A 21,736-nucleotide genomic window follows, 5' to 3' on the forward strand; every position below is an offset into this window, starting at 1 on the left:
CGTCATCCTGAGGCCCGACTGCCCACAGAAGGGAACCCATCCATGAGCACTCGATGGCGCAACTGGGCCGGTACCGAAGAGGCGACCCCCGCCCGCGTGGCCACGCCCGCGACGACCGATGAGGTCGCGGCCGCCGTGAAGGCTGCCGTCGCCGACGGCCTGACGGTGCGCGCGATCGGGTCCGGGCACTCCTTCACCGGCGCGGCAGTCGCCCCCGGCCTGCAGCTCCGGCCGGACCGGCTGGACGGCGTACTCTCCGTCGACGCCGAATCGGGCCTGGTCACGGTCGAGGCCGGAATCCCGCTGCACCGGCTCAACCCGATGCTCGCCCAGCACGGGCTGGCGATGGAGATCCTCGGCGACATCGACCGGCAGACGATCGCCGGCGCGGTCTCGACGGGAACCCACGGCAGCGGCGAGAGGTTCCGGAGCATCTCCAACCAGATCCGCGCGCTCGAGCTGGTGCTCGCCGACGGGTCCGTCGTGACGTGCTCGCGCGAGGAACGACCGGAGCTCTTCGAGGCCGCGCGGGTCTCGATCGGTGCGCTCGGCGTGATCACCAAGGTGACGCTCCAGTGCGTCCCGCTCTACGCGCTACGCGCGGTCGACGCGCCGATGCCGCTCGATGACACGCTCGACGGGCTCGACGAGCTGGTGGCGAGCAACGACCACTTCGAGTTCTTCTGGTTCCCGCACACGACGACCGCGCTGACGCGCCGGTTCCAGCGGCTGCCGGGCGACGCCGAGCTCAACCCGATGAGCACGCTCGCCAGGACCCTCGACGACAAGATCGTCACCAACATCGGCTTCGAGGCACTGCTGCGCGTCGGCACCCGCTTCCCTGGCCTGGTGCCGGGGATCACCCGGTTCGTGACCCGCGCGGTGTCGTCCAGGGACTTCACCGACCTGGCCCCGAACGTGTTCGCGTCCCACCGCGACGTGCGTTTCCGCGAGGGTGAGTACGCCGTCCCGCGGGCCGCGATCGGCGACGTGCTCCGCGAGCTCCGGCAGTGGGTCGACACCCATGACGAGAAGGTGTCGTTCCCGCTCGAGGTCCGCTTCGTGAGGAGCGACGACATCTGGCTCTCGCCGGCGTACGACCGCGACGTCGCGTATGTCGCCTTCCACCAGTACCACCGGATGGCCCACGAGCGCTGGTTCTCCGTCTGCGAGGACATCCTCGGCGCTGCCGACGGGCGTCCGCACTGGGGCAAGATGCACCGGCTCACCGCGGCCGACCTCGCCGAGCGATACCCGCGATTCGGCGACTTCACCGCGCTACGTGACGAGCTGGACCCGACCGGCGTCTTCGCCAACCCGTACGTCGACCGGGTCCTCGGCCTCCCCAAGCACCAGACCTCGCCGACCCGTCACTGACCTTCGGCGACGATCAGGTCCTCCAGGTTGCGCATCGACTGCTGGAACGCCTTCCGCAGCCCGGGCTGGGTGATCTTGTCGATCACCGCACCGAGCGGGCCGAGACCGACGCGGTAACGGACGGCGTACGTCATCTCAGTGCCGGCGTCGTCGACACCGTCGACAGCGACCGGCCGGAACCGGAAGACGTTGGTCATCTCGTGCAACGGGGCGAAGCCCTCACCGGTGTCGATGCGGGTCGTCAGCGGCTCGATCTCCCTGACCGTCCAGGTCGACCGCGTGGACAGCGGTCCGATGGTGCGGTTACGTTCGGCGTAGGTGCGGCCGACCTCGGCCTCGCCGTGATGGTCGGTCACCTCGAAGACGCCGTCCACCCACTCGGCGTACCGGTTCGTTGCCGACACCACCTGCCAGACCCGCTCCACAGGGACGGCCAGCACAGCGGTCTCGCTCAGCTCGGTCATGCTCATCTCTCATTTCCTTCCATCACGTCGATCACGGCAGCCGCGGCGTCGCGGCCGGAGCGGACGGCGCCGTCCATGTAGCCGTTCCAGTAGTCGGCGTGCTCCGCACCGGCCCAGTGCACGAGCCCGAAGGGCCGGTCCCGCCAGGCGCCGAGGGCGGTGAGTACGCCGGGGGCCAGAACCGAGGTCGGCCCGCCCCGGGTCCACTCCTCGCTCGACCAGTCCTGCTCGAAGTAGTCGCGCGGGCGCAGCGCCTCCCGCCCGACAGCCCGCGCGAAGGTACGCAGCACGGCGGCCCGGCGCTCGCGAGGCGGCCGGTGGGACAGCGCCCGCCAGGCACGGCCACCGAGGAAACCCATCAGCACACCGGGTCCGCCGCTCGGCGGGGTGTTGTCGAACATCGAGCAGATCGCCGAGTCGGGCGAGCGGAACGTGGCCTGCCCGGAGAGCCCGTCCGCGCGCCAGAACGGCTCGTCGTACACCGCCTCACACTTCATCAGGTTGCCCATCGGCATCCGATCGAAGAGAGCCGCCTGCGGAGCGGGCAGCAACGGTGACCACGAGATCTTGCCGGCGAGCGGGGGCGGGACGGCGACGATCGCATGCCCGGCCTGCCACACACCCGCGTCGGTACGCAGCTTCACGGTGCGGCCGTTCTGCTCGATCGCGCGCACCGAAGCGTTCGGCACCACCCGGTCGCCGAGCTGCTCGGCCATCGCCAGCGAGACCCCCTGCGACCCGCCGACGAAACGATCCTGCTGAGCTCCGCCCTCCACACCGATCCCACGGGTGATCGAGCCGGGGTGGTTCTCGTCGCCCATGCCGGCGACGTAGTGGAGGCTGAACAGAGCCGAGGCATCCGCCGCGGTGCCGCCGTAGGCCGAGCCGAAGAAGATGTTGACCAGGTCGACGCCGGCGGCACTGACAGTGGTGTCGCGGATCCACGAGTCGAATGTGACCGCGTCCAGCCGTGCGGCGTTGCGTGCCTGCCACGGCTCGCCCAACGGAATGCGCCGGGCGAGCCGGTCGATACGCGCCAGCGTGACCGCGACATCCGCCAGGGCCGCCGGGTCCGGAGGGATGTCCCCGGCGTAGCGCTTGGCGCGGCCGCCGCGGACGTAGACCGCCTCACCCTCGGTGTACGCCGGGAAGGTCTTGACGTCCAGCTCGGCGGCCAGCCCGAGAATGTGGTTCTGGGTCGGTCCGACGAACTGCCCGCCGGCCTCCACGACCTGGCCGTCGCCGAGGTCGTGGTTGAGGGTGCGGCCGCCGACCCGGTCGCGCGCCTCGAGTACGACGACGCTGCGGCCCGCGGCCACCAGGGCACGAGCGGCGGTCAGCCCGGCCAGGCCGGCGCCGACGATCGCCACGTCGACCCGAGCTGCCCGCGGCACTGCTCAGGCCTCCTTGAGCGCCGCGTCAGCGGCGAAGCTCTCGACCGAGGCGAGATCGAAGCTGCCGAAGTCGGACCCGAGACCGCCGGCGACCTGAGCGGCGGTCGCACAGCCCAGCCCGGCCGCCTCGGCGGGCGTCCGGCCCAGCGCGAGACCCCGGATGTAGCCCGCCGAGAACGCGTCGCCGCACCCGGTGGTGTCGACCACCTCGATGTCGTACGCCGGCACCCGGACCGTCTCGTCCGCAGTCACCACGACCGCGCCCTGGGCGCCGGCAGTCACGGCCACGCAGCCGGCGCCGGCCTCGACCAGCTTGCGGCAGGCCGCCTCCAGGTCGGCGGCGCCGGTCCAGCCGAGCGCCTGCTCGTCGTTGACCAGCAGGTGATCGACATAGGGGAACGCGGCCGCGATCCACTCGAACATGCCGGGGTCGCCGGGCGCGAGGGAGTCGAGCGAGGTGGTCACGCCGTTGTCGCGCGCGTGGGCGAGGATCTTCGCAGCCGCGTCGCCGCCCATGAACTCCGGGCCGCCGAGGTGCAGATGGTCCGCCGCGGCGATCACGTCCAGCGGCGCGTCGTCGGCTCCGTAGGCGCCGTTGGCACCGATCACGTGGAATGCCGGCCGCGACCCGTCGGGGCGGATCGGGAGCACGCTCGCCGAGGTCTGGTGGTCCTCGCGGCGTACCAGATGCTCGGTGTCCACGCCGTCGCGCTGCAGCAGCGAGAGCAGCTGGTCGCCGACCGCGTCGGTCCCGATCGCGCCCGCGCTGACCACGGTCGCGCCGAGCTTGGAGAGCACCAGCGCGGTGCCACCGGCGGGGCCGGCCGCGGTGACCCGGATCTCGTCGACCAGCTGGCCGTCCTGTCCTTCGGGGATCGACTCGACGTGGCGTACCAGCGTGTCGAGCACGTGTGCGCCGAGGGTGACGACGGTGGGGGAAGTGGTCACGAGTTCTCCTGTGATGAGGGGCGGGTGGTGCCGTAGCTGCGGGTCAGGGCGGCGTGGATCACCGCGGCCTGTTGGTCTTCGTCGAGGACGCGCGGGGTGCCGATGGCGGCAGCGCGCCAGTAGACGGTGCAGCCCCACTCCAGGAGCAGGGCCAGCTCGACCGCCTTGGCCAGGTCGGCCGCATGGGTGATCGCGCCGTGGTTGGCCATGAGCGCGCCGGCGCGGTCCTCGAGTGCCTCGATGACCAGCTCGGCGAGCTCCGGCGTACCGAAGGTCGCGTACGGGGCCACGCGGACCGTGCCGCCGAGCGCCAGCAGGCCGTAGTGGACGCACGGCAGCTCGGTAAGGACGCACGACAGCGCGGTGGCCATCGGCGCGTGCGTGTGAACGATCGCGCCCGTCTCCCGGCGGCGGTAGAGCCCGAGGTGCAGGTCGACCTCGGAGGTCGGCGCGAGCTCACCCGCGACGACCTGCCCGTCGAGGTCGAGGACGGTCACCTGCTCTGCGGTCATCTCGGCGAACGACGCCCCGGTCGCGGTGATCGCGACCAGGTCACCGGAGCGCACGCTGACGTTGCCCGCCGTACCGATGACCAGGCCCTCGGCCGCCAACGCCCGGCAGGCATCGGCGACCGCCTCTCGCTCGGCGGCCAGAGGGTTCGACGTGACGGTCATCGGAGCTCCTCAGCTGCCTGCGACGGGATAGTGGTCGGAGTAGTCGGTGTAGGACGTCCCGGCGTACTCCCAGGTCGGCGACGTCGGCGTGAGCACCGTGTTGGTCCACACCCGCGGGCGTACGTGGCCGCGGCGATGCAGCACGTAGTCGAGGTGCTCCTGCCCGCCCGTGGCGAGCGGGTTCGTCGTCGGGTCCCAGCTGAACGGGTGCCCGGCGTACGACGTCGGGGCGACGGTGTCGGTGGCCGCGAGCATGTCGGCGTACTCGGGCGAGGCCTTGTCGACGTTGAGGTCGCCGGTCACGATGACCTGTTCGTCGGCCGGGATCGCCAGGCCGTCCAGGAACTCGTCGATCGCCGCGAACTGCTCGGCGCGTACGGCCGCGCCGTCGCCGAAGCAGAGCGGGTCCTCCGCCTGGACGTGGGTGCCGACGACGTGGACAGGAGTGCCGTCGACATCCAGCTGCACGTAGACGAAGCCCTTGTTGGACAGCGCGTCGGCGCCGCAGCCGCCGCTGTAGACGTACTGGATCCTGTGGGTGATCGGCCACTTGCTCAGGATCGTCACGCCGCCGTCCTCGGGGGTCAGCCAGGAGTAGGCGCCGAGGGTCTCGTCCCAGCCCGACCTCGAGCGCCCGAGCACCGGCGTCTGGTGGGGATACTGCGCCGCGAGCCGGCTCTTGAGGGTCTCCGAGGGACCGTTGTCGAAGGCCTCGTCGAAGACCACCACGTCGTAGCCCTTCACGTAGTCGGCCTTCGCGATCAGCTCCGCCCGGGTGCCGTTGGCCTTGCCGCCGATGATCGCCGGCAGCATCTGGACGTTGTGCGTGAGCACTCGCACTCGCGGCGTGTCGGCCGCCGCTTCGGGCGCGGCCGCGGCGGTTCCCGGGAGCGCGAGCCCCGACGCCGCCAGCAGAGCGACACCCACCACCCGACCCACGACCCGGCTCACGAGCTGACCCCGAAGACCGGCGAGGTGCCGGTGAACGGCGAGACCGTCCCGAGCAGGCTGCGCGCATCGCCGAAGTAGCGGATCCGGTAGCTCCCTGACGCCGTGCCAGGTGGGACGTCCCACGTGATCGTCACCTTGGAGGCCGCGATGCCGTCGCGCGCCCAGCGGAACTTCGTCGACCAGTCGCCGTCGTCGGCGATCCGCTGCCAGGTCGTACCCACCTTGCGCTCGACGGCCAGGTAGCTGCCACCGAGATGGAGGTTGTTGTTGGGGTGCGCGCCGGCGAAGACCACGCTGACCTGCTGGCCGGGGCGGTAGATCGAGCCCGGCGCGCTCAGCACGTCGCCGAAGCTACGGCCGATCTGCGGCGCATCGACGAGTACGGCACCACTGGGCGACGGCAGCTGCCAGGCGCTCCGGTCGGCCTCCTTCTCCCCCTGCGGTACGTCGACCTCGGCGCGCATCGCCGTGCCGAGATCGGCGGCCACCTGCATGAAGGCCGGCAGCTCGTAGCGACCGAACAGCGTGCTCGCGCCTTCGTACTCCTTGGAGTCGTACTCCTCCGGCGTCGTCAGGTAGTGCGCGTAGGCGTTGGCGTAGCCCTGGACCAAGACGTTCTCGAGATCGGTGCCTACGGCCTCGGCGACGGCCCGTCGGATCCGCAGACCCGACACCACGGTGACCTCCGCCGGCATCCCGACCATGTAGAAGTCGCCGATCTTCATCAGCTGAACCGGCAGCTTCTGCTGCACCAGGTCGAGATCGCCGACAGGGAGCAGCACCTCCTTCGGCGCCTGGCAGGCCTTGAGCTCGGGCGACCCGGTGTAGAGCGCTCCGGAGATCAGCCCGACCAGGGGGTTGCCGCCGTCCTTGCCCTCCTTGAAGATCGGCAGTCCGCCACCGCCGTCCTCGGTGCTGCCGGCTGCGAAGGAGGCGCCGAGCGCAGCCGAGCAGGTGTTGTGCGGCTTGCCGTCGGGTGTGAACTCCGGCCGTACGGCGACCTTGCTGAGGTCCACGTAGACGATGCGCGAGTCGATGCCGCCCTCGAGCGACCGCTTGTCGGACTCGAGCCCCTCGCGGGCCGCGTCGAACATCCGGGTGCCGATGATGCGGGTGTTCTCGAACTCGTCCTTGGTCGGGCCGTCCGTCGGCTGCAGGTTGAGGTTGGGCGACATGTCGCCGGCATTGGACTGCGCGAACGACGCCACGAAGTCGGGATCGGTGTCGTCGATGTAGTCGACACCCCGCACCTGCCGCTCCCAGACGTACTCCGCATAGCCCTTGTTGTCGGGACTGATCAGCGTGTTGTTGGTCGACATGCTCGTGGCGTGCACGGGGAACCAGTTGATGATCCCGTCGAGCTCGCCTGCGCGCCGCACCTGAAGAGTGGTGCTTCGGGTGTCGGTGCCGTTGGGGAAGTACGCCCTGTCGGCCTCCGGGTTGCGGTCGAACGCCTGCTTGGAGCGGTTGACGTTGGCGTTGGTGAGCTGGCTGGTCGACAGGCTGAGGTCGGCCGGCGCGAGGTCGGCGTCGGCGCGTCCGATCGCGGCGACGATGCCGTCGACGACCGCCCGGAAGGTCTTCTCGTGGTAGCCGAGCGTCGTGATGTTGTAGAGGTTGTGGTGCGAGAACCCGCCCGGCCCGGCGTGGGTATGGGTCGCGGTGAGCATGACGTTGCGCTCGCCGTAGCGGTCGCCGTACCGCTGCTCGAGCTTGGTGAGCACTGCGTCGCGCACGCCCTGGAAGATCATCCCGACGTCGGCCACGACGTGGACCACGCGCTCACCGCTCGCCGCGTCGGCGATCACGAAGGCTCGGGCGCGCTGACGCATGTGGAGGCCCGTCGTGCTCTGCGCGAGGTCGGCGTAGCCCATCATGCCGTTCTCCCCCGGCTCGCCGGTGACGTCCGCGATGCCACGGCCGACGAGGTACGCCGACTCGGAGGCGGCGCTCGCGCTGCTCGGCCCCGGCCCGGGTGATGGCCCGAGCACCAGCACAGCGGCGGCAAGGGCGGCGACCAGCAGTCTGGCGCACGTCGTACTCGAACGGTGATGTCTCATCGGTCGGATCCTCTCGCCGGGTTGCGGTGTGATGAGGATTACCTTTTTCATTCGTTCGGTCAATCGTCCTGGTCACTTGACCCACATATTGGGACCAGAATGTTTCGGATCCGGGTTCGGCGTCATGAACTGGAGCTTTCATCCGTCTCACAGGCGTCTCGATTAGTGGAACGCTATGTTCACGTAAAACGTGACGCGCGTAACTTCGACGTGAGACGGTTCGTTTGAACGTTGCATGAGGGAGCACGACCTCCGTACGATTTCAGTGCGGTGATCACCAGGGGAGATTCGATGTCCGCTTCGCGCTACAGCCGCCTTCAGAAGGCGACCGCGCTCGTTCCGCTCGCCGTGCTGAGCGCGGCCTGGACGGTCAACGTCACCGGTCTGACGCAGTCGAGTGCCACCGCATCAGGGACCAGATACGACGACGCGTTCAGCCTGCCCGACGGGACATCGGTCCCGGCCGAGGCGATCGAGGCGCCGGCCAGCGTGTCGGCCTCGACCAACGAAGTCGACAAGTCGCTGCCCGGGACGGCCAGCGCCGCCGGGATCCCGTCCGCCGCGCTCGCCGCCTACCAGCGTGCAGCCACCGTCATCAACGCCGCCGACGCCGCCTGCAAGATCGACTGGCCGCTGATCGCCGCGATCGGACGGGTCGAGTCCAACCACGGGCGCGCCAACGACAACCGCCTCAGCGCCGAGGGCGTCTCCACTCCCGGCATCTACGGGGTCCCGCTCAACGGCAAGGGCAACGTTTCCCAGATCACCGACACCGACGGTGGGCAGTACGACGGCGACACCAGCTACGACCGCGCGGTCGGCCCGATGCAGTTCATCCCCTCCACCTGGGCGATGGTCGGCGTGGACGCCGACGGTGACGGCAAGCGCAACCCCCAGGACATCAACGACGCCGCCCTCGCCTCCGCCGTCTACCTCTGCTCCGGCAACGACGACCTCTCCACCGACCAGGGCGCGCGGGCAGCGGTCTTCCGCTACAACCACAGCCAGTCGTACGTCACGACCGTGCTCGGTGTCGCCGAGGCCTACCGCTCCGGCGACTTCACCTCGATCCCGAACAGCACGGTCCCGGTCGACTACGCGATCCCGCGGATGGAGGCTCCCAAGTCTTCGAAGCAGAAGGACCGCGAGTTCCGAGCAGGCGGCCAGCAGGCCGGCCCGCGCGGCGGCTCCTCGCAGTCTCCCTCCGGCCCCTCCAGCGAGGCCCCGTCCGGTGGGACTCCCGGAGGGAGCAACGGTGGTGGCACCGGGGGCGGCGGTGACGACGGCGGCGGCACCACCACCGACCCGGGGAAGGCGCTCGAGCCGGTGACCCAGCCGGTCGAGAAGGTGGTCGCGACCGTCGCCGAGCTGACCACGATCTGCACCAATGCGGTGATCGACCAGGTCGGCTCCGTCCTCGCCCGCACCGTCCCGCAGAGCACGATCACCGACTGCGTGGCGCAACTGCAGGGGAAGACCGTGAACGAGGCGACCGGTGCTGTCGGCGGCATCCTGACTGGCCTGCTGAGGCTGCTCGGTCTCGTCAAGTAGCCAAGCCAAATGCGAAGCGGCCCCACCATCCGGAGGGGCCGCTTCGGCACATCTTGAGAGTTGATCGCGGGTCTGCCGCCGCTGTAACACGTCGTTCGTAGGACTATCTGGTCGTTCTGATAGGGCGAGTAGTCCTACGAACGACGTGTTACAGCGGCGCGGGCANACCCGGTTGGCGACCGTGACCGCGTGGTCGGCGATGCGCTCGTAGTAGCGGCCCAGGAGAGCCACGTCGACGGCGGGCTCGACGCCGTGGGTCCAGTCCTGGCCCAGCAGCTCGGCGAAGGACTTGCGTCGCAGCTGGTCCATCTCGTCGTCGTCGGCGACCAGGTCCTGAGCGGCGGAGACATCGCGGGTGCGGAGGATCTCGCAGGTGCGCTCGACCATCTGCTGGGCGATCTCGGCCATCTTGGCGATGGTCGGCTGAGCCAGCTCGGGGACGGCCTTGTTCGGCGTACGCAGCCTGGCGATCTTGGCGACGTGGACGGAGAGGTCGCCCATCCGCTCGAGGTCGGAGATCATCCGCAGCGCGGCGACGACCACGCGCAGGTCGCCGGCGACCGGCGACTGGAGGCCGAGCAGCTCGAGGGCGTTCTCCTCGATGCGCTCGCGGGCGTCGTCGATCTCGACATCCTTGTCGATCACCTGCTCGGCGAGGTCGTTGCGGGCCTCGAGGAGAGCGGTGGTGGCGTCGCGTACGGCCACCGACACCAGCTCACAAACACTGGTGAGATCGGTGAAGATGGCATCGAGGTCCTCATGGAAAGCAGCGCGCATGGGCCGATCCTAGACACACGACATGTACTGATCTCCATCCCGAGTGAACCGACGGTGAACGTTCGGCGCGGAGACGTCCAGAGGTGAAGAAAGGGTGTTTGATGGGCTTACCCTGATCGTGTGGACTCGACGACGCAGGCCTTTCTTGCTGCGCTCCTCGGCGCTGTCGTCGCCGGAGCGGCGGTGCTTGCGTGGGCGATGAGCGAACGTTCCCGCCGCCGGATCCCCGAGGTCGAGCCCCCGAAGGTTCCCTCCGAGGTGGCCGCGGTCCTCTCGGTCCTGCGCAGCAGCGCCGTCGTCGTCGACGAGCACGACACGGTGCTCAAGGCCAGCGCTCCGGCGTACGCCCTGGGTCTGGTGCGCGGCACCTCGCTGGTCTCGCCCGAGCTCTCCGAGCTCGTCCACGGTGTGCGCCGTGACGGCCAGATCCGGGAGACCGAGCTGGTGATCTCGCGCGCCAACGGGGCCTCCCGGCACGTCACCGCCCGGGTCGCTCCGCTCGGCACCCGCCTGGCGCTCGCCCTGGTCGAGGACCGCACCCGAGAGCGCCGCGTCGAGGCCGTACGCCGCGACTTCGTCGCCAACGTCAGCCACGAGCTCAAGACGCCGGTCGGCGCGATAAGAGTGCTCGCCGACGCGGTCACCGAGGCCTCCGACGACCCCGAGGCCGTACGCCGCTTCTCCAACCGGATGATCACGGAGTCCGAGCGCCTGACCGAGCTCGTCCAGCAGATCATCGAGCTCTCCCGGCTCCAGGGCGACGAGCCCCTGGAGGCTCCGATCGCGGTCGACGTCGACAAGGTCATCGCGGCCGCCGTCGACGCCTCGACGGTCGATGCCGACGCCAAGGGCATCAAAGTGGTCAGCGCCGGCACCGCCGGGCTGCACGTCTTCGGCAACGACGAGCAGGTCTCGACCGCGGTCACCAACCTGGTCTCCAACGCGGTCGCCTACTCCGACCCCGGCTCGACCGTGACCGTCTCGACCCGCGCGACCGACGGCTCCGTCGAGATCTCCGTGGTCGATCAGGGCATCGGGATCCCGTCCACGGAGATCGACCGGATCTTCGAGCGCTTCTACCGCGTCGACCCGGCCCGCCACCGCTCCACCGGCGGCACCGGGCTCGGCCTGTCGATCGTCAAGCACGTCGCCGCTACGCATGGTGGCGAGGTCAAGGTCTGGTCGCAGGAGGGTCAGGGTTCCACCTTCACCCTCACCCTGCCCCAGCACCTACCAACTGCCGGGAAGTCCGGCACAAGCAAGGAGGAACGCCCGTGACCCGGGTACTCGTCGTCGAAGATGAAGCCAGCTACAGCGAGGCACTGTCCTACATGCTCCGCAAGGAGGGCTTCGAGGTCGCCGTCGCCGAGGACGGCACCGACGCTCTGAAGGAGTTCGACCGCAACGGGGCAGACATCGTGCTGCTCGATCTGATGCTTCCCGGTCTCTCCGGCACCGAGGTGTGCCGGCAGATCCGGGCCACCTCCTCGGTCCCGGTCATCATGGTGACCGCCAAGGACGACGAGGTCGACAAGGTCGTCGGTCTCGAGCTCGGCGCCGACGACTACGTGACCAAGCCCTACTCCCCGCGCGAGCTCGTCGCCCGGATCCGTGCCGTCCTCCGCCGAGGCACCGAGCCCGACGCGGCCCCTGCGACGCTCGAGGCCGGGCCGGTCCGGATGGACGTGGAGCGCCACGTCGTGACCGTGGACGGCAACGAGCAGCGGCTGCCGCTCAAGGAGTTCGAGCTCCTGGAGATGTTCCTGCGCAACCCCGGCCGGGTGCTGACCCGCGGCCAGCTCATCGACCGCGTCTGGGGCTCCGACTACGTCGGCGACACCAAGACCCTCGACGTACACGTCAAGCGCCTGCGCGCCAAGCTGGAGCCGGACCCGTCGGAGCCGAAGTTCCTGGTCACCGTGCGCGGGCTGGGCTACAAGCTCGACCTCTGACGAGCCCACGGGACGTGGGAGTTCTGAGGTCACCAGGTGACCCCGGGACTCCCACGTCGTTCTTTGCATAGCTCGAACGGGCCATGTTCACGGTCGGATCGTGCTGCTTAGCATGCCGTCGGCAGCCCGCATTCCCGCGGTGCCGGATGAAAGGTACGCGACGATGCGACGGTCGGCCCTCCTGCTCATGTTCTCGCTCGCGGCGCTACTTGTGCCGATCGGTTCGGTCGTATCGACCACGTCTTCCGCCGAGGCCGCATGCGCCCCCAGGATCAAGAGCCTGACAGCGGCACAGACGACGATCGTGAGCGGCACCTCGACACGAATGACAGTGCTGCTCACCTGTGCGCCGCGCAGCCGGAAGAACGTCTTCCTCAAGTCCGATCATCAACCCAACATCTACCCGAGCGCGACGTTCGTCACCGTCAAGGCGAGGCACCGCACGGCGACGTTCACGCTCTATACGAACTACAGGCCGACCACAGTGCGGGCGAAGGTTCAGGCACGGCTGGAACGCACATCGCGATGGGTTGCCTCGACGCCGCTGATCAGAGCCAGTGCCGAGGCGTGCAACGTGAAGGCGATCATCACCCCGCACCTTGTGTACGCCGGGCCGGCGGCTTCGGGAACTGTGAGTCTGACGTGCGTACTGGATGTGCCCAAGACCGTCTACCTGGAGCTTGACCCTGCCAGTGGTAGCAATCAGGTCCCGTCGTTCTTCCACGTGCCGACCAGCGTGACCGTGCCGGCGAAGCGGTCCTCGGCTCCGTTCCCCATCTCGTTCGGCACCTCAGCTCACCCGCAGTTCGCGTCGGTTCGTCTCAAGGGCTCGGGAAAGATCCTCGGTGATATCCAGTTTTACCCCGGGCTCTCCCTCCTCTCCGTGGAGAGCGTGGCTCCGGATGTCGGCATGCGTCAGCTGCGAGTCGGTGTGTACACGAGATACCCGGCACCGCGGAACTTCGTCGTACGCCTCTCGAGCAGCAGTCCGCGCTACTCACTTCCCCCGACGGTGACGATCCCGGAAGGGACAACCGGGGCGCAGGTCGTCTCTGTCGCGGTCCCTGCGCCCGAGCTGGACGAGCCGGTGACGGCTACCGCCTCCCCGCAGGGCTCCACGCAGGAGCTGACGCAAGAAGCGCTCGTGCTGCGATGACCTTGCCGTAGCCCTGTAGTCCGGGCGTACGAAACGGGCTGTCACTTGGCGGTAGAGGTTTCGCGGTCGCTCCTTTCACGGAGCTACGCGAGGTCAGGGAGCCTCGACCGAGATACCTCGGTGAGCATCCAAGGCGCCCCGTGGCACCACCAGCGACATCAGCGCGGCGGCGGCGCACAGGGCGCCGGCCGCGTACCAGACCAGGTCGTAGGACCCAGTGACGTCGCGTACGACGCCGCCGACCCAGGCGACCAGGCCGGCTCCGACCTGGTGGGAGGCGAGGACCCACCCGAAGACGATCGGGGCGTCCTCGGGCCAGACCTCGCGGCACAGTGCGAGCGTGGGTGGCACGGTGGCGACCCAGTCGAGGCCGTAGAAGACGATGAAGAACACCATCGGCAGGTGGACCTCGGACGAGAGCAGCATCGGCAGGAAGATCAGCGAGATCCCTCGGAGCGAGTAGTAGACGCCGAGCAGCACCACGGGGTTGAAGCGGTCGGTGAGCCAGCCGGAGAAGATCGTCCCGGCGACGTCGAAGATCCCGATCACGGCGAGCAGCGAGGCGGCCGCGACCGTGGCCATCCCGTGGTCGTGCGCGGCGGGCACGAAGTGGGTCCTGATCAGCCCGTTCGTGGTGATTCCGCAGATCGCGAAGGCACCGGCGAGGAGCCAGAAGGCCTTGGTACGCATCGCCATCCCGAGAACGCGCACGGTCCGTAGCGCGGCGCCGGTCGCCGGTGCGGGTCGCGGCACGATCTGCGAGGCGCCATAGGGCGCCAGGCCGATATCCGCCGGGTAGTCGCGGAGCAGCAGCAACACGAACGGGATCACCGCGGCGGCTACCAGGGCGATCGTGACCGAGGCGGCCCGCCAGCCGAACTCCCCGATCAGGATCGCCAGCACCGGCAGGAAGATCAGCTGTCCCGAAGCGCCGCCGGCGGTCAGCAGACCGCTGACCAGGCCCTGTCGCTTGTCGAACCAGCGGGTGGTGATGGTCGCTCCGAAGGCGAGCGCCATGCAGCCGCTGCCACCGCCGACGAGTACGCCCCAGCCGAGGACGAACTGCCACGACTCGCTCATCCAGACGGTGCCGAGCGAGCCGAGGGTGATCATGGTGAGCGCGACGGCGACCACCGGACGGATCCCGAAGCGGTCCATCAGAGCGGCGGCGAACGGCGCGGTCAGACCGTAGAGCGCGAGCTGCAGCGTGATCCCGACGCCGATCGTGCCGCGCGACCAGCCGAACTCCTCGTGCAGCGGACCGACCAGGAGGCCCGGTGCCGCGGTGAAGGCCGCGGCTCCGACGATGGTCACGAACGCGATGGCGGCCACCCACCAGGCCGGGTGGATGCGGGGGCGGCGCGCGGAGATGCGGCCGGCAGGCGGCGGGGTCGTCGTCTGGGCGGTGTCCTGAGCCTGTCGAAGGGTCATGTGAGCAATCGTTTCGCGTGCGCGCCCCCACCGAACAGTGGCCTGATTGACATCTATCGGTAAGATCCAGCCATGAGCGACGCATGGGTGGCTTCCCCGCATCGGGTCGCGGTGCTGATCCAGGACGGGTTCATCCCGTTCGAGATCGGCATCCCGCACCGGATCTTCGGCAGGGCCCGCGACAGCGAGGACCGACTGCTCTACGAGGTCGTCACCTGCACCACCGGCGGCCCCGGACCGGTGCAGTCGGACTCGGACGTGGTCGTCCTCGCGCCGCACGGCCCCGAGGCGCTCGCGGACGCGGACACCGTGGTGATCCCGAAGTTCGGCCTCGACTACCCGACGGTCTCGGACGGGGTCCTGTCGGCGCCGCTGAAGGAGGCGCTCGACATGATCCGGCCCGGCACCCGGATCATGTCGATCTGCACCGGCGCCTTCGCGCTGGCCGCAGCGGGGCTCCTCGACGGCCGCCCGGCGACCACCCACTGGTCGCACACCGACGACTTCCGCGCCCTGTTTCCGCAGGTCAAGCTGGACCCGGACGTACTCTTCGTCGACGACGGTGACATCCTCACCTCCGCCGGCGTGGCCTCCGGCCTGGACCTCTGCCTGCATGTCGTACGCAGCGACCACGGCGCCGCGGTCGCCAACCGCGTCGCCCGCGTGACGGTCGTACCTCCCCACCGCGACGGCGGGCAGGCCCAGTTCATCCGGCACCACGCACCCGCCCCCGGCGACACCGGCATCTCGGCGGCAACCGCCTGGGCCCTCGCCCATCTCGACCAGCCCCTCACCCTGGAGGCGATGGCGGCCCAGGTCTCGATGTCCGTACGCACCTTCACCAGGCGGTTCCGCGACGAGACCGGCGACTCCCCCGGCCGCTGGCTGCAGCGTCAGCGCATCGAGCTCGCCCGCACGCTGCTGGAGGCCACCGACCTCTCGATGGAGCAGGTCGCCGCCCGCTGCGGCCTCAACACCGCCCAGTCCCTCCGCCTCCACTTCCACGCCGCCCTCGGCATCACCCCCACCGCGTACCGCCGCACCTTCCGCGGCTGACCCCCAGCCGAAGCGTCACCCCGGTCGCCCGAAGCGTCGCTCCGGTCGGCCGAAACGGCACCACCCTGACCTCTCGGCCGACGCGCGTGACGTCTCGGCCGACGCTGCCGACGCCTCGGCCAGGGCTAGATGGCGGGATGTCGAACATCCTTGGCTGATATCCGCTCGCGCTCCGGGGCGTGGATCTTTACCCTTTTATCGTGACGACGACGATTAGCCCCGCGCCCGCTGCGACCACGCCGATCTGGAAGCCACTGATCGCTTGTGGGATCACGCTGGTTCTGTGGGCATCGGCGTTCGTGGGGATCCGTCACCTGGGCGACACCGTCCCGCCGGGGAGCCTGTCGCTGGGCCGGCTGGTGGTGATGGTGGCGGCGCTCGGTGCCTACCTCGCGCTGAAGGGCGGGTTCCGGCTGCCGACCCGCAAGGAATGGCCGCTGATCGCGCTGGGCGGTGCGTCCTGGCTGGGCGTCTACAACCTGGCGCTCAACGAGTCCGAGCGCCGGATCGACGCGGCGACGGCGGCGCTGATCGTGCAGGTCGGCCCGATCGTGGTGGCGCTGCTGGCGGGCCTCGTGCTCAAGGAGACGATCCACCGGTGGATCCTGATCGGCACCGGCGTCGGCTTCGCAGGGGTCGTCGTCATCGGCCGTGCCTCGGCCAACGGTGACACCGGCGACTGGATCGGCGTCGCCCTCTCGGTCGTCGCCGCGCTCACCTTCGCGGTCGGCGTCCTCACCCAGAAGAAGCTGCTGCCGACGATGAGCGCGCTGCTGCTGACGTTCTGGTACGCCATCGCCGGCCTCGTCATCTGCCTGCCGTGGTCGTTCGAGCTGGCGACCACGCTCCCCGACATCAGCGTCGGCAACATCGGCTGGATCGTCTACCTCGGCCTCTTCCCGAGCGCTCTGGCCTTCGTGACCTGGGCTTATGCCCTGTCCCACTCCGATGCCGGCAAGTTCGCGCAGTCGACGTTCCTGGTGCCGTTCATCACCGCGCTGATGGCGTGGCTGGTGCTCGACGAGGTGCCGCCCGCGCTCGCCTTCGTCGGTGGCGCGATGTGCATCGCGGGTGTTCTGATCACCCGGCGCCAGCCGCGCTAGTCCGTCGGGTCCTTGGTCGCCTCGAGCCAGCCCCGGAAGGCTTCGAGGTTGGCGGTCGACTCACCGCGGAGCTTGCGCCACTCCCACTCCTTGCGGATCGAAGAGGCGAAGCCGAGCTCGAGGATGGTGTTGAAGGACTCGTCCGCGTACGTCAGGACCGAGCCGAGCAGCCGGTCGAGCTCGCCCGGTTCGACCATCGCGAGCGGCAGCCGGCCGTCGAGGTAGATGTCGCCGAGCCGGTCCAGGCCGAACGAGACCCCGTAGAGCCGCAGGTTGCGCTCGAGCAGCCAGCGGTAGACGGTCTCGTGGTTCTCGTCCGGACGGCGGCAGACGAAGGCATGTACGCCGAGGGCGTGCTGCCCCAGGTCGAGCCGGACCGGCGTCTGCAGCTTGCGCTCGCCCGGGAGCGAGAACGAGAAGACCACCTCGCCACCCGGCTGGGACGTCTCGTCCCAGGTCAGGTCGTTGGACTTCAGCCAGCCGCGTACGACCTCTTCCTGATCGGTCCGCGCATCTACGGTCATGCCGTCAGCTCCTCACGCATCAGCATCTTGGCCTCTTCATAGACCTCGAGCGTATTGCGTGCGGTGAGATCCCAGGAGAAGTCCTGGGCGTGTTCGCGGGCGCCGTCGGCCAGAGCCGACCAGCGCGAGTGGGAGGCGATGGCGTTGGTGAGCGCGTCGGCCCACTGCGCCGGGTCGTGCCCGTCGACCAGGAGCCCGCTGCGGCCGTGGTGCACTGCCGTGGTCAGGCCGCCGACCGCGGCCGCGACGACGGGCGTGCCGCAGGCCTGGGCCTCGACGGCGACCAAGCCGAACGACTCGTTGTAGGAGGGGACGGCGACGACGGAGGCTGCGGAGTACCAGAGCGCGAGCTTGTCCTGGCGCACCGGCGGGACGAACCGGACCACATCGGATATCCCCAGCTCAGCGGCCAGATCGGCCAGGCCCGTCGGGTGCTCCAGACCGGAGCCGGAGGGACCGCCGACGATCGGCACGACGAGGTTGCGGCGCAGCGACGGGTCACGCGCGAGCATGACCGCGGCCGCCCGCAGGAGTACGTCGGGAGCCTTGAGCGGCTGGATGCGACCGGCGAAGAGGAGCACGTGAGCCCGGGCCGGCAGCCCGAGCGCGGCACGCGCCGCGGCCCGCCCGCGCGGACGGAAGACCCGCAGGTCGACCCCGGGATGGACGACGGCGACACGGCCTGGCTCGGCGTCGTACATGTTGATCAGCTGCTTGGCCTCGAGGTCGGTGTTGGCGATCAGCATGTCGGCGGCGTCGACGACCTGCTCCTCGCCGATCACGCGGGCCTCGGGCTCGGGACAGTCGCCCTCGGCGAGCGCCTCGTTCTTGACCTTGGCCATCGTGTGCATCGAGTGGACCAGCGGCACGCCCCAGCGGTCGCGGGAGAGCGCACCGACCTGGCCCGAGAGCCAGTAGTGGGAGTGCACTGCGTCGAAGTAGCCCGGCGGGTTGGACGCCTCCGCGCGGAGCACCTCGCGCGCGAACGTGCACAGCTGCCCCGGAAGGTCACCCTTGGCCAGCCCCTCGAACGGACCGGCGTGGACGTGGTGGACAGCGACCCCGTCGTACGCCTCCACGACCTGCGGCAGCCGCGAGGAGGTCGCGCGCGTGAAGATGTCGACCGCGATGCCCTGGGTGGCCAGCCGCCGGGAGAGCTCGAGCACGTATACGTTCATGCCGCCGGCGTCGCCGGTGCCGGGCTGGTCGAGCGGAGAGGTGTGCAGACTGACCATCGCTACGCGGTGGATCATTCCTGCCCCTTTGTGTATATGCCGATGGTCCCGTCTCTCAACACTCGGATCTCACTCATCATTCCCGGGCGCGTGAACCCGCGTGGATCGTCTTCGATCGTGGGACCCGGTGGGCAAAGTCGAGCGAGCGACGAGAGAATGACTCCATGTCGTCCAAGAATGCTGTCGTCACCGGCGCCTCGAGCGGGATCGGCGCGGCCACCGCCCGCCAGCTCGCCAAGGAGGGCTACCACGTCTTCCTCGCCGCTCGCCGGGCCGACCGGATCGAGGCCCTGGCCGAGGAGATCGGTGGCACCGCGATCGCGACCGACGTCACCTCCGACGACTCCGTCGCCGCGCTCGTCGAGGCGGTCGGCGACCGTCTCGACCTGCTGGTCAACAACGCCGGCGGCGCCTTCGGGGTGGACAAGGTGGCCGAGGCCGACCTGACCAAGTGGCAGGCGATGTTCGAGGTCAACGTGATCGGCCTGACCCGGGTGACGAAGGCGCTTCTCCCCGCGCTGATCGCTTCCGGCGCCGGCGCGGTCATCAACGTCGGCTCGATCGCCGGCCGTCGCGCCTACGAGGGCGGCGCGGGCTACAACGCGGCCAAGTTCGGCACCCGCGCGGTCACCGAGGCGCTGCGCCTGGAGATCGTCGACAAGCCGGTGCGGATCATGGAGATCGCCCCGGGCATGGTCCAGACCGAGGAGTTCTCGCTCGTACGTCTCGGGGGCGACCAGGCAGCGGCCGACGCGGTCTACCAGGGCGTCGCCGACCCGCTGGTGGCCGAGGACGTCGCCGACGCCATCGTGTGGATGGCGACCCGTCCGGCTCACGTCAACATCGACGAGCTCGTCATCAAGCCGCGCGCCCAGGCGGCCCCGCACAAGGTGCACCGCGAGGGCTGATCGCCCTTGATCCGGCCTCTGACCTGGTCTAGTCCAGGCCTGAGCGACGCCGAGGATTCAGTACGCAACAGCCGACGGTGTCACACTCGATGACGTGCAGACGATCGGACTCATCGGCGGCATGAGCTGGGAAAGCACCGCCGCTTACTACGAGGGACTCAACAAGGGTGTCCAGGAGCGGCTCGGCGGTCTCCACTCCGCCAAGATCGTGCTGGCCTCCGTCGACCTGGCCGAGCTGACGGCACTGCAGGAGAAGGAGTCCTGGGACCAGGTCGCCGAGATCCTGATCACCGCGGCCCGCAGCGTGGTGGCCGGCGGCGCCGACTTCATCCTGCTGTGCACCACCACCTTCCACAAGGTCTACGACGAGGTGGCGGCCGCCGTCGACGTACCCGTGCTGCACCTGGCCGACGAGCTCGCCTCGAAGGCCAAGGAGCTCGGCATCACCAAGGCCGGGTTCCTCGCCTCCCGCTACACCGTGGAGAACGACTTCTTCGCCCAGCGGATCTCCGACCACGGCGTCGACGTGAACCTGCCCGACACCCTTCACGTGGAGATGCTCGACTCGATCATCTACGAGGAGCTCATCCACCGGAACGTCGTGTCCGGCTCGCGCAAGCGGGTCCTCGAGGTCGTCCACGAGCTGTGGGACGCGGGTGCCGACGGCGTCATCCTCGGCGCCTCCGAGCTCAGCCTCCTGGTGCGGCCGACCGACGTCGACGTACCCATCCTCGACGCCATCACCGTGCACGTCGAGGCCGCGCTCGACCGCGCCCTCCCCTGAGGCTCAGCTCTCCAGAAGCTCGTTGGCGACGGCGCGCAGCTCAGGGCTCATGTCGCCCTCGTGCACGACGACGGTCCGGCCGTCGACCTCGAACTCGTAGATGTAGCGGTCGGCGCCCTTCGGCTTGGAAGGAGCGGCGCCGCCGGCAACCAGGTTCCGCAACGCGACCACCTGCGTGGCCGACGGTGCGAGCTCGGCGACCCCCTCCTTGGTACGTCCCAGGAACCCGCCGCTGCGGCGTACCTTCACCACGGTCGGCCCCTCGCCGTCGGGTGCGGGCGTCCCTGACGTCGGGGTGACACCGACCTCGGACCACGCGGTGGTGACCGCCTCGGCCTGGTCGCCGGCCTCGGCGATGGTGGCCGCGGCGAAACCGGCGAAGTCGGTGTCGGTGGTGACGGCGCCGCCGGTCAGTGCGGCGTACCAGATCTTGCCGGCACCGTCCCAGGAGTTGCCGCCGATCGCCTTGGCGGCGAGGGCGAAGGCGCGGTTGGGGATGCCGGAGTTGATGTGGACGCCGCCGTTGTCGTCGGTGCCGTCGTAGATGTCGTCCATGTGGGCCGGCTGCGGGTCCTTGCCCAGGCTGGGGTCGTCGTAGGCGGTCCCGGGCTCGAGCATGTGCCGCAGCCCGATGCCCTGGACCGACTCGGTGAAGAGGCCCTCGCCGATGATCCAGTCGGCCTCGTCGGCGCTCTGGCCTAGGAGGCGCTGCTTGAGGCAGGAGCCGAACACGTCCGACATCGACTCGTTGAGCGCGCCGGGCTGGCCCTGGTAGACGAGCCCGGCGGTATGCTCGGTGACCGCGTGGGAGAGCTCGTGGCCGATCACGTCGACGGCCTTGGTGAACCGCTGGAAGATCTCGCCGTCGCCGTCGCCGAAGACCAGCTGGGTGCCGTCCCAGAAGGCGTTGGCGTAGTCGCGGTCGTAGTGGACCGTCATCACGACCTCGATGCCCCGGCCGTCGTAGGAGTCGCGGCCGTAGACCTCCTCGAAGAGAGCCAGCGAGCCGGTGATGCCGGTCGCGGCCTCGTCGACGCTCTCGTCGCCCGACTCCGGCTCACCCGCGGCGCGGATCTTCTCCCCCGGCAGGTCGGTGCCGTTGTTCGCGGTGTAGACCGTCCAGTCCCCGGCCTCGGCGGTGGTCTCGCCGGCTTCGGGGGCGGGGCGCTGGGCGAGAACCCTGGTCAGGTGCTCGGCCCGAGCGGCTCGAAACGCGTTGTCCTGGTCGAGGCGGCCGGCGTTGAGCCGCTGCATGAGATACGGGGGCACGATCTGGCAGACGTGTTTCCGAGAAGTCATGGGCCTCAGCCAACCGTCATCTCCGGATGCGGGTCAAGGAGGTCACGGCGGATAAGATCAGACGTCCCGTCCCGCGCCAGAAATCGAGCCGC

The 21,736-nt window shown here is 69.5% G+C and carries 19 protein-coding genes and 1 pseudogene; 9 read left to right on the forward strand and 11 right to left on the reverse strand.

Annotation, left to right across the window (positions count from 1 at the left end):
- The first annotated feature begins 42 nt into the window (after positions 1 to 42).
- Positions 43 to 1,377, forward strand: a complete 1,335-nt coding sequence (locus ACFX43_RS10290) for a D-arabinono-1,4-lactone oxidase (protein WP_378820235.1) — start codon at positions 43 to 45, stop codon at positions 1,375 to 1,377.
- On the opposite strand, the gene ACFX43_RS10295 is transcribed toward ACFX43_RS10290, so the two are convergent.
- The 6 genes from ACFX43_RS10295 to ACFX43_RS10320 are packed head-to-tail and all read right to left on the reverse strand — an operon-like array spanning position 1,371 to position 7,868.
- A complete protein-coding gene (locus ACFX43_RS10295; RefSeq protein WP_378820237.1) occupies positions 1,371 to 1,847 on the reverse strand; it encodes an SRPBCC family protein in 477 nt (158 codons plus the stop codon). The genes ACFX43_RS10290 and ACFX43_RS10295 overlap by 7 nt on opposite strands.
- Positions 1,844 to 3,235 carry a flavin monoamine oxidase family protein gene (locus ACFX43_RS10300; protein WP_378820240.1) on the reverse strand — a complete coding sequence of 464 codons (1,392 nt, stop codon included), beginning with the start codon at positions 3,233 to 3,235 and terminating at the stop codon, positions 1,844 to 1,846. Before ACFX43_RS10300 ends, ACFX43_RS10295 begins: the two co-directional genes overlap by 4 nt.
- 3 nt (positions 3,236 to 3,238) lie before the next feature.
- The gene (locus tag ACFX43_RS10305; RefSeq protein ID WP_378820243.1) at positions 3,239 to 4,183 is read right to left on the reverse strand and encodes a carbohydrate kinase family protein; all 945 of its coding nucleotides are present in this window, start codon (positions 4,181 to 4,183) and stop codon (positions 3,239 to 3,241) included.
- On the reverse strand, positions 4,180 to 4,857 hold the full coding sequence (locus ACFX43_RS10310; RefSeq protein WP_378820245.1) for a class II aldolase/adducin family protein: 678 nt from the start codon (positions 4,855 to 4,857) through the stop codon (positions 4,180 to 4,182). The genes ACFX43_RS10305 and ACFX43_RS10310 overlap by 4 nt, the downstream gene beginning before the upstream one ends.
- Before the next feature lie 9 nt (positions 4,858 to 4,866).
- The gene (gene sph, locus ACFX43_RS10315) at positions 4,867 to 5,808 is read right to left on the reverse strand and encodes a sphingomyelin phosphodiesterase (RefSeq protein WP_378820248.1); all 942 of its coding nucleotides are present in this window, start codon (positions 5,806 to 5,808) and stop codon (positions 4,867 to 4,869) included.
- On the reverse strand, positions 5,805 to 7,868 hold the full coding sequence (locus ACFX43_RS10320; RefSeq protein ID WP_378820251.1) for a neutral/alkaline ceramidase: 2,064 nt from the start codon (positions 7,866 to 7,868) through the stop codon (positions 5,805 to 5,807). Before ACFX43_RS10320 ends, sph begins: the two co-directional genes overlap by 4 nt.
- 291 nt (positions 7,869 to 8,159) lie before the next feature.
- Between ACFX43_RS10320 and ACFX43_RS10325 the strand changes: the two genes are divergently transcribed.
- Entirely contained in the window at positions 8,160 to 9,419 is a 1,260-nt protein-coding gene (locus ACFX43_RS10325) for a lytic transglycosylase domain-containing protein (protein WP_378820253.1), read from the forward strand.
- Between the two features lie 225 nt (positions 9,420 to 9,644).
- On the opposite strand, the pseudogene phoU reads toward ACFX43_RS10325, so the two are convergent.
- Positions 9,645 to 10,196, reverse strand: a pseudogene (gene phoU / locus ACFX43_RS10330) (phosphate signaling complex protein PhoU); the annotation flags it as partial.
- Positions 10,197 to 10,316: 120 nt separating this feature from the next.
- Here phoU and ACFX43_RS10335 point away from each other — a divergent pair.
- The 3 genes from ACFX43_RS10335 (at position 10,317) to ACFX43_RS10345 (ending at position 13,304) form a co-directional block, all read left to right on the forward strand.
- Entirely contained in the window at positions 10,317 to 11,474 is a 1,158-nt protein-coding gene (locus ACFX43_RS10335; RefSeq protein ID WP_378820256.1) for a sensor histidine kinase, read from the forward strand.
- On the forward strand, positions 11,471 to 12,148 hold the full coding sequence (locus ACFX43_RS10340; RefSeq protein WP_008360778.1) for a response regulator transcription factor: 678 nt from the start codon (positions 11,471 to 11,473) through the stop codon (positions 12,146 to 12,148). The genes ACFX43_RS10335 and ACFX43_RS10340 overlap by 4 nt, the downstream gene beginning before the upstream one ends.
- Before the next feature lie 100 nt (positions 12,149 to 12,248).
- Positions 12,249 to 13,304: a hypothetical protein gene (locus tag ACFX43_RS10345; protein ID WP_378820258.1), complete on the forward strand. Its 1,056-nt coding sequence runs from the start codon at positions 12,249 to 12,251 to the stop codon at positions 13,302 to 13,304.
- A 93-nt stretch (positions 13,305 to 13,397) separates the two neighbouring features.
- Here ACFX43_RS10345 and ACFX43_RS10350 read toward each other — a convergent pair whose 3' ends face one another.
- Positions 13,398 to 14,735 carry an MFS transporter gene (locus ACFX43_RS10350; protein WP_378820260.1) on the reverse strand — a complete coding sequence of 446 codons (1,338 nt, stop codon included), beginning with the start codon at positions 14,733 to 14,735 and terminating at the stop codon, positions 13,398 to 13,400.
- A gap of 72 nt (positions 14,736 to 14,807) precedes the next feature.
- Here ACFX43_RS10350 and ACFX43_RS10355 point away from each other — a divergent pair, with 72 nt between their 5' ends.
- Both ACFX43_RS10355 and ACFX43_RS10360 read left to right on the forward strand, forming a co-directional pair.
- Positions 14,808 to 15,791 (forward strand): GlxA family transcriptional regulator, encoded by a 984-nt coding sequence (locus ACFX43_RS10355; protein ID WP_378820263.1) that lies wholly within the window; start codon positions 14,808 to 14,810, stop codon positions 15,789 to 15,791.
- A 200-nt stretch (positions 15,792 to 15,991) separates the two neighbouring features.
- Positions 15,992 to 16,894 (forward strand): DMT family transporter, encoded by a 903-nt coding sequence (locus ACFX43_RS10360; protein ID WP_378820266.1) that lies wholly within the window; start codon positions 15,992 to 15,994, stop codon positions 16,892 to 16,894.
- Here ACFX43_RS10360 and ACFX43_RS10365 read toward each other — a convergent pair.
- Together ACFX43_RS10365 and mshA are read right to left on the reverse strand one after the other, a co-directional pair.
- A complete protein-coding gene (locus ACFX43_RS10365) occupies positions 16,891 to 17,418 on the reverse strand; it encodes a YbjN domain-containing protein (protein WP_378820268.1) in 528 nt (175 codons plus the stop codon). The genes ACFX43_RS10360 and ACFX43_RS10365 overlap by 4 nt on opposite strands.
- Entirely contained in the window at positions 17,415 to 18,671 is a 1,257-nt protein-coding gene (mshA, locus tag ACFX43_RS10370) for a D-inositol-3-phosphate glycosyltransferase (protein WP_378820271.1), read from the reverse strand. Before mshA ends, ACFX43_RS10365 begins: the two co-directional genes overlap by 4 nt.
- Positions 18,672 to 18,817: 146 nt before the next feature.
- On the opposite strand from mshA, the gene ACFX43_RS10375 reads away from it, so the two are divergent.
- Together ACFX43_RS10375 and ACFX43_RS10380 are read left to right on the forward strand one after the other, a co-directional pair.
- Complete coding sequence (locus ACFX43_RS10375; RefSeq protein ID WP_378820274.1) at positions 18,818 to 19,561, forward strand: SDR family NAD(P)-dependent oxidoreductase; 744 nt, start codon at positions 18,818 to 18,820, stop codon at positions 19,559 to 19,561.
- A 94-nt stretch (positions 19,562 to 19,655) separates the two neighbouring features.
- Positions 19,656 to 20,345, forward strand: coding sequence for an aspartate/glutamate racemase family protein (locus tag ACFX43_RS10380; protein ID WP_378820276.1), 690 nt, complete (start codon positions 19,656 to 19,658; stop codon positions 20,343 to 20,345).
- Between the two features lie 3 nt (positions 20,346 to 20,348).
- On the opposite strand, the gene ACFX43_RS10385 is transcribed toward ACFX43_RS10380, so the two are convergent.
- Complete coding sequence (locus ACFX43_RS10385) at positions 20,349 to 21,644, reverse strand: M4 family metallopeptidase (RefSeq protein ID WP_378820278.1); 1,296 nt, start codon at positions 21,642 to 21,644, stop codon at positions 20,349 to 20,351.
- Positions 21,645 to 21,736: the final 92 nt, after the last annotated feature.

Origin of the sequence: Nocardioides sp. YIM B13467, from assembly GCF_042788075.1 — a bacterium.
Taxonomy (GTDB): domain Bacteria; phylum Actinomycetota; class Actinomycetes; order Propionibacteriales; family Nocardioidaceae; genus Nocardioides.